Origin of the sequence: Actinoplanes sp. NPDC026670 (genome assembly GCF_040638175.1) — a bacterium.
In the GTDB taxonomy this organism is placed as follows: Bacteria; Actinomycetota; Actinomycetes; order Mycobacteriales; family Micromonosporaceae; genus Actinoplanes.
The window spans coordinates 1-7,214 of sequence record NZ_JBEZXU010000142.1; the positions used below are offsets into that span (position 1 = coordinate 1).

5 protein-coding genes are annotated in these 7,214 nt (G+C 71.0%); 2 read left to right on the forward strand and 3 right to left on the reverse strand.

Annotated features, from left to right (window positions below):
• Positions 1–1,634: VOC family protein (locus tag AB0E94_RS52275; protein WP_360344301.1), on the forward strand; the 1,634-nt coding region annotated here is incomplete at its 5' end.
• Between the two features lie 64 nt (positions 1,635–1,698).
• On the opposite strand, the gene AB0E94_RS52280 is transcribed toward AB0E94_RS52275, so the two are convergent.
• Genes AB0E94_RS52280 through AB0E94_RS52290 form a run of 3 tightly spaced genes read right to left on the reverse strand, consistent with a single transcriptional unit; the run spans position 1,699 to position 6,004 of the window.
• Positions 1,699–2,052, reverse strand: coding sequence for a DUF4233 domain-containing protein (locus tag AB0E94_RS52280; protein WP_360344304.1), 354 nt, complete (start codon positions 2,050–2,052; stop codon positions 1,699–1,701).
• Positions 2,049–3,377 (reverse strand): folylpolyglutamate synthase/dihydrofolate synthase family protein, encoded by a 1,329-nt coding sequence (locus AB0E94_RS52285; protein WP_360344307.1) that lies wholly within the window; start codon positions 3,375–3,377, stop codon positions 2,049–2,051. The genes AB0E94_RS52280 and AB0E94_RS52285 overlap by 4 nt, the downstream gene beginning before the upstream one ends.
• Positions 3,374–6,004, reverse strand: a complete 2,631-nt coding sequence (locus AB0E94_RS52290; protein ID WP_360344309.1) for a valine--tRNA ligase — start codon at positions 6,002–6,004, stop codon at positions 3,374–3,376. The genes AB0E94_RS52285 and AB0E94_RS52290 overlap by 4 nt, the downstream gene beginning before the upstream one ends.
• Before the next feature lie 275 nt (positions 6,005–6,279).
• Between AB0E94_RS52290 and AB0E94_RS52295 the strand changes: the two genes are divergently transcribed.
• Entirely contained in the window at positions 6,280–7,029 is a 750-nt protein-coding gene (locus AB0E94_RS52295; RefSeq protein WP_360344312.1) for a hypothetical protein, read from the forward strand.
• Positions 7,030–7,214 lie beyond the last annotated feature (185 nt).

A 7,214-nucleotide genomic window follows, 5' to 3' on the forward strand; every position in this document is an offset into this window, starting at 1 on the left:
CGGTCTCCCCCGCGAGCCGCTCCGCCGCCCCGGCCGCCCCCGCGAGCCGCTCCGCGAGCCCGGTCTCTCCGGCGGGGCGCCCCGCCGAGTCGATCGATCCGGTCTCGCCGGCCGGCCGGCCGGCGCGGAGCCACAGCTCGGGTCTCACCCCACCGCCGCCTCCGGTGGCACGCCGGGCCGACGCGCCCGCACCGCCGCCCCCGCCGGTAGCGCGTCCCAGCCACGCCGCCGCGCCGCCGCCGGCCCGGGCCACCCGCCCGGCCGCCACCCGTGAGCAGAACGCCTGGGCCCGCCCGGCCACGCCGGCGGCTCAGCCGGCATCCCCGGCGCCGGCGCCCCGCTCACCCGCCTCCGCTGCCTCCTCTGCCTCCGCTGCCTCCACGGACGAACGCTGGGCCGCTCCAAGCCGCCCGGCCGCGCCGGCCCCGGAACCGGCCACGCGACCCGCGTCTCCGCCGGCCGAGGCCACCCGGCCGCAGACCGGCGCCACACCGACCGGCACCGCCCGGGTGCAGTCCGGGCCCGCCCCGGCCGAGGCCGCAGCCCCGCCGGCCGAATCGGCGTGGACGCAGCCCGCACCCGCGCGACCGGCCGACGACGAGCAGCGGTGGGCGCCGAAGGTCCCGCCGGACGTCGAGACCCGCCCGCTGGGCAGCCGGACCCGTTTCTTCGCGCAGCCCGGCGAGGACACCGAGTCGTTCGAGACCGAGGACGCCGAGCAGTCCCGCACCCAGCCGGCGCCCTACCCGGCCCAGCCGCGCCCCGAGCCGACCCCGTCCTCGGCGGCCTCGACTCCGTCCCCGGTGGCGCCGCCGCCGACCGCCCCGGAACCGGACCGCCCCTTCCCGAGCGCCCCGGAACCGGCCACCCCGCGCAGAACGGCGCCGCGGCCCGGGATCGACCAGATCGACATCCCGCTCGACAACTTCCCGTTGCGCGGCCACCTGCCGATCGACACGAACCCGGAACCGGCCCCGGAGACCACCCCGCAGGCGGCCACCGCCCGTGCCGACGGTATCGTGGCGCCACCAGCCGAGGAGACCCCACGCCCGTCAGCGCTGCGGGACGGCATCCTCGGGGTGGCGGTGGGCCGTGCCGCGGTCTCCCCGGACGCCTTCCCCACCCCGCACCCGGACGAGACCCCGGCGCAGGAGCCCGCCACCGAGAAGCGGACCGGCCCGTGGGGCGACTTCAGCGGCCGCCCCGACGAGCACGCCGGCGACGTGATCACCGGTTACCCGAGCGCCCGCCCGGCCACCGCCGGCTCGATCCACGGGGTCGGTATCACGGTGCTGGTCACCGACCTGGACCGGTCGACCGAGTTCTACCGGGACGTGCTCGGCTTCCACGAGATCGACAACGGCGACGGCAGCGCGGTGCTGGCGTCCGGCGACACCCGGCTGGTGCTGCGGACCGTGCACAACCTGACGTCCGAGGCGGGTCGCCTGATCTACCTCAATCTGGAGGTCGGCGACATCGAGGCGGTCCACTCGGAGTTGCGGGAGAAGGGTGTGAAGTTCATCCACTCCCCGCGCCCGGTGAACCGCGGCGACAAGCTGGAGCTGTGGTCGGCCACGTTCCGCGACCCGGACAACCACAACATCGCCATAACACAATGGCGGGCGATCAGATGACGAAAAGGGGCGGCCGGGAAACCGGCCGCCCCTTTTTCAAAGCCCGAGTCTCAAAGCCCGGGCCTCAAGGCCCGAGGATGGTCCGCCGGACATGCATGGCGTACGCCCAGGTGAGCCCGAAGATCACCCCGACCGCCGCGAGCGTCCAGTGCAGGAACCCGCCGAGCAGCAGCAGCCCCTGAAGCACCGCCCCGGCGGTCCACGCCCAGTCCCGTTTCATCATCCCGGCCAGCACGATCGCCAGCACCGTGGCGACGAGCACCGCGATGATCGCCGGCCCTTTCCGGTCCCCCGCGATCACAGCCAGCGGCGCGATGGTGAGAAGCAACACGACGACTTCCAGCACCAAGGTTCCGGCGCCGAGTCCCCGTACCGCCGCCTGCGGATTTTTAAGGCCGGAAGGCCGCGGACCGGTCATCGTTTCAGCAGCTTCCGCGCGTCGGCGACGGTCACCACCGAGCCGGTGATCAGCACGCCGACACCGCTGAGCTCGCCGGATGCGTCCTCCTCGGCCTGAACGACGGCTTCTTCGATGGCATCGGGCATGTCCGAGGCGACGGTGACCCGGTCCTCGCCGAACACCTCGATCGCGAGCCTCCCGAGCTCGACGGCGGGCAGGGCACGCGGCGAGCTGTTCTGGGTGACCACGAGCCGGGCGACGACCGGTTCGAGCAGCTCGAGCAGCCCGGTCACGTCCTTGTCACCGAGCACCGACAGCACCGCGACCAGGTGCCGGAAGGTGAACTCCTCCTCCAGCGCGGCGACCGTGGCGGCCATCCCGTGCGGGTTGTGCGCGCCGTCGAGCAGGATGGTCGGCGCGCTGCGGACGCGTTCCAGCCGGCCCGGCGAGTCGACCCGGGCAAACCCTTCCCGGACCAGGTCGGCTTCGAGCTGTTTGCCGGGGCCGGCGCCCAGGAACGCTTCGACCGCGGCGAGCGCGATGGCGGCGTTCTGTGCCTGGTGGGCGCCGAAGAGGGGCAGGAAGATCTCGTGGTAGGCGCCACCGAGCCCCTGAAGGCTGAGCAACTGCCCACCGACCGCCTGGTGGCGTTCGATGACGCCGAACTCGCTGCCCTCCCGGGCGAGGGTGGCGCCCATGTCCGCGCAGCGTTCCAGGATGGGCCGCATGGCCTCCTCGGTCTGGAGCGCGGTGACCACGGTGGCGCCGTGGTGGATGATGCCGACCTTGTGCCAGGCGATGTCCTCGATCGTGTCGCCGAGCCACTCGGTGTGGTCGAGCCCGATCGGGGTGAGCACGCAGACACCGGCCTCGATGACGTTCGTGGCGTCCTCTTCACCACCGAGACCGACCTCGACTACCGCGATGTCGACCGGGGCGTCGGCGAACGCCGAATACGCCATGGCGGTCGTCATGTCGAAGTAGGTCAGCGGCTCCGGGTTACGCGCGTCGATCAGCTCGGCCAGCGGCGCCACATCGTTGTACGTGGCGACGAACCGCTCCTCGGAGAGCGGCTCGCCGTCCAGGCTGATCCGCTCGCGAACCGTCGCCAGGTGCGGGCTGGTGTAGCGGCCGGTGTGCAGCCCGTGCGCCTGGAGCAGCGCGTCGATCATCCGGGCCGTGCTGGTCTTGCCGTTGGTGCCGGTCAGGTGGATGGCCGGGTAGGCCCGCTGCGGGCTGCCCAGCACGTCCACCAGATCCCGGATCTTCTGCATGTCGAAGACCATGCGGGTGAAGCCGCGCTTGTTCAGCGCGGCGTCGACCTCGTCGAATTCGCTGCTCATGAGCTCGGCAGAGCCTCGAGGGCGGCGGCGATCCGGACCAGATCCGCCTCGGCGGCGGCCAGCCGGTCCTTGATCTTCGCGACCACGGCTTCCGGCGCCTTGCCGATGAACGCCTCGTTGCCGAGCTTGGCCCGGCACTGGGTGGCCTCCTTCTCGGCGGCGGCCCGGTCCTTCGCCAGACGGGCCCGCTCGGCGGCCACGTCGATGGCGCCGCGCGTGTCCAGGTCGACCGTGATGCCGCCGGTCACCGCGAGGGTCGCGGTGGTGGCGAAGTCGGCGCCCGGAGCGTCGAGCCGAGCGAGCGAGCGGATCAGCGGCTCGTGCGTGTCGATGCCGACGTTGCCCAGGCCGGTCAGTGCGGCGGTGACCCGCTGGCTCGGCTTGAGGCCCTGGTCGGACCGGAACCGCCGGACCTCGGTGACCACCTTCTGCAGGGCGGCCAGCTCCTCCTCGGCGGCGTCGTCGATCAGCGCCTGGTCGACGGTCGGCCACGGGGCGGTCATCACCGTCTCGCCGCCGGTGAGCGCGATCCACAGCTCCTCGGTGACGAACGGGATGACCGGGTGCAGCAGGCGCAGCAGCTGGTCGAGCACGTGCCCGAGCACCCGCCGGCTGGGCGCGCTGCCCTCGGCCAGAACCGGCTTGCTCAGCTCGAGGTACCAGTCGCAGACGTCGTCCCACGCGAAGTGGTACAGCGCGTCACAGACCTTCGCGTACTCGTAGGCGGCGAAGTAGCCGTCGACCTCGGCCGTCACGTGCTGCAGGCGGGAGAGGACCCACCTGTCGATCGCGGAGAGCTCCGACGGCGCCGGCAGCGGCCCGTCGACAGTGGCCCCGTTCATCAGGGCGAACCGGGTCGCGTTCCACAGCTTGTTGCAGAAGTTGCGGGAACCCTGGCACCACTCCTCGCTGATCGGCACGTCGGAGCCGGGGTTGGCGCCACGGGCCAGCGTGAAGCGGGTGGCGTCAGCGCCGTACCGCTCGATCCAGTCCAGCGGGTCGACGACGTTGCCGAACGACTTCGACATCTTCTTGCCGAACTGGTCACGGACCATGCCGTGCAGGTTGACCACGTCGAACGGCTGCCTGCCGTCCATCGCGTACAGCCCGAACATCATCATCCGGGCAACCCAGAAGAACAGGATGTCGTAGCCGGTCACCAGCACGCTGGTCGGGTAGAACTTCTCCAGGTCGGCGGTCTGCTCCGGCCAGCCCAGCGTGGAGAACGGCCACAGGCCCGACGAGAACCAGGTGTCGAGGACGTCCTCGTCCTGCTTCCAGCCCGCACCCGACGGCGGCTGCTCGTCCGGCCCGACACAGACGATCTGGCCCTCCGGCCCGTACCACACCGGGATCCGGTGACCCCACCACAGCTGGCGCGAGATGCACCAGTCATGCATGTTGTCGACCCAGGCGAAGTAGCGCTTGGACAGCTCGGCCGGCTCGATCTTCACCCGGCCGTCGCGCACCGCGTCACCGGCCGCCTTGGCCAGCGGCCCGGTGCTGACGAACCACTGGAGCGACAGCCGCGGCTCGACCGTGGTCTTGCACCGCGAGCAGTGCCCCACCGAGTGCAGGTAGGGCCGCTTCTCCGCGACGATCCGGCCCTCCTCACGAAGAGCGGCGACGATCGCCGGGCGGGCCTCATAACGATCAAGACCTTCAAACGGGCCGGGTACGGTGATGATCGCCCGCTCGTCCATGATCGCCGGACTGGGCAGGTTGTGCCGCTGGCCGATCTCGAAGTCGTTCGGGTCGTGGGCCGGGGTCACCTTCACCGCGCCGGTCCCGAAGGACGGGTCGACGTGCTCGTCGGCCACGATCGGGATGCGCCGCCCGGTCAGCGGCAGCTCCACCTCGGTGCCGACCAGGTGCTTGTAACGCTCGTCGTCGGGGTGCACGGCCACCGCGGTGTCACCGAGCATCGTCTCGGCCCGCGTGGTGGCGACGACGATCGAATTCTCCCCCTCGCCGTAGCGGATCGAGACCAGCTCGCCCTCGTCGTCGCTGTGCTCCACCTCGATGTCACTGAGGGCGGTCAGACAGCGCGGGCACCAGTTGATGATCCGGTTGGCCCGGTAGATCAGCCCGTCGTCATACATCCGCTTGAAGATCGTCTGCACGGCCCGGGACAGGCCCTCGTCCATGGTGAAACGCTCGCGGGACCAGTCGACGGAGTCGCCAAGCCGCTTCATCTGGCCCAGGATCGCGCCGCCGGACTCGGCTTTCCACTCCCAGACCCGCTCGACGAACGCCTCACGGCCGAGGTCGTGCCGGGACAGCTGCTGGGCGGCGAGCTGACGCTCCACCACGTTCTGCGTGGCGATGCCGGCGTGGTCCATGCCGGGCAGCCACAGCACCTCGAAGCCCTGCATCCGCTTGAGGCGGACCAGGGTGTCCTGGATGGTGTGGTCGAGGGCGTGGCCCACGTGCAGGGACCCGGTCACGTTCGGTGGCGGGATCACGATCGTGAAGGGCGGCTTGTCACTCTTCGGGTCTGCGGTGAAGTAGCCCTCCGATACCCAACGCTCGTACCGCCGCTGCTCTACCTCGCCCGGCTGGTACTGAGCGGAGAGTCCACCGGTGGGCCGGCTGTCGGGGGTACGGGTTTCGGTCGCATCGGTCACCCGACAAGTCTACGGAGCCCGGTCGCCCGCAACGAATTCGCACCTCCTCCGAACGCCCCCGGCCCTCACTGTCACCCCGTTTCCGCACTCGGCGCGAGCCCGCACCGCTGGTCCCCGCACTCGCCACCAGCCGCTTCCGCACTCACCGCGAGCAACTTCCGCTCTCACCGCGAGCGACTTCTGCTCTCCCCTCGAGCCGGCGCCGGCAGGTGCCACTCCGGGAATCACCGCCCAGGCGACCGATGGTGCTCGCCCCAGCGAGATAGGCTCGCCTGATGTCGGACCGCGGCCAGCACACACCCTCCTCCACGACCCCGGCGGAGGACGCCCCGGACCGCACCGAGGATCCGGCCCTCACGTCACCCTCCGCAGCCACCGATGAGGTCCCGCTCGAACTCAGCGCGACCGACGACGGTGACGCTGCGTTCAGCCTGACCGGTCAGGACGAGGACGAGGCGGACACCCCGGCGAAACCGCACACCGCCCGCACCGTGGTGCTGGCGAGCCTGCTGCTGGTGTCGCTGGCCGGCGCGTCGGCGCTCGCGTGGTTCGGCTGGCAGGTCAACACGCAGCGCCAGACCACCCTGTCCACGCCTTCGAAGATCGGCGCCCTCACGCTCGACGACAGCGAGCAGGCCACCTCCACCGCGGACTATCTACAGAGCGCCCTGTCCGCCGAGATCGCCCTCGACAAGGCGGTCGGCGCCGTCTACAACAGCACCGACGAACGATCGGTCCTCTTCTTCGGCGGCACCACCCTGTTGTGGTCCCCGGAAAGGGACCTGGATTCGTCGTTCGATCTGGTGAGCGACGACAAGGGCACCGTCTCCGACCTGAAAGAGGTCGACGCCGGCGATTTCGGCGGCGTGATGAAATGCGGCGTCTCGAAATCCACCGACGGCGACATGACGGTCTGCGGCTGGGCCGACCACGGCAGCATCGCCCTGGCCCTGTTCCCGAGCCGCACCGAATCCGAAGCGGCCCCCCTCATGCGCGAACTGAGAAGCGCAATTCAAACCCGCTGATTCGATACGGGCCACGACTCTGACAACCGCAGCCGACCCAGCCCCCGGCTGCGCCGCGACCGGAGTCCCGATCGTGCCCCGGAAACACGAAAAGGCCCACCCGTTACCCGGGTGGGCCTTTCCATACGTTGAGTCCGGCGGCGTCCTACTCTCCCACACCCTCCCGAGTGCAGTACCATCGGCGC